Here is a 471-nt window from a genome sequence, read left to right on the forward strand (position 1 = left end):
GTGTTTATATGCTGTGCATTACTCTAAAAGAGTAATGCTTTCCAATATTTTTCATAATTAAAACAAGATTTTCCATAATGGTTTTCTTTTAAAAAGGTACCTGGATTCCTGTAGGTATTCGTCCATGATACGCGGTTTTCTTAAAATTAAGTTTGTAATAGTATCGCTCTCAGGTTCCGGAACCTTAATCGCTAAATCATCGAGTTCTACGATATGTAAGGCCAGCCATTCCGGTAGCTTTGCTTTCTTTGTTAGCTGACTAAACAGCTCATCTTGTGTAATAGCTACATATTCTATTTTGCGACCGGTTACATAAGAAAGCTTTTCTGCCATTTCTATATTTGTAATGGCTTGCGGGCCTGCCAAAATAACTGAATGCTGTTTTACCTCCTCCGTTGTTAGTAGATAATTGACTGCTACAGCTGCTACATCACGACAGTCAATATAATTCCTTTTGGCATTACCTAAAGC

General features: G+C 36.9%; 1 protein-coding gene. It reads right to left on the bottom strand.

The window, feature by feature from the left end; all coding sequences use genetic code 11:
• Positions 1-57: 57 nt before the first annotated feature.
• Positions 58-471: hypothetical protein (locus ACLFKU_RS44115; protein ID WP_410853442.1), on the bottom strand; the 414-nt coding region annotated here is incomplete at its 5' end.

The sequence above is a fragment of the Paraburkholderia sp. EG304 genome (assembly GCF_046543485.1).
In the GTDB taxonomy this organism is placed as follows: domain Bacteria; phylum Pseudomonadota; class Gammaproteobacteria; order Burkholderiales; family Burkholderiaceae; genus Paraburkholderia; species Paraburkholderia youngii.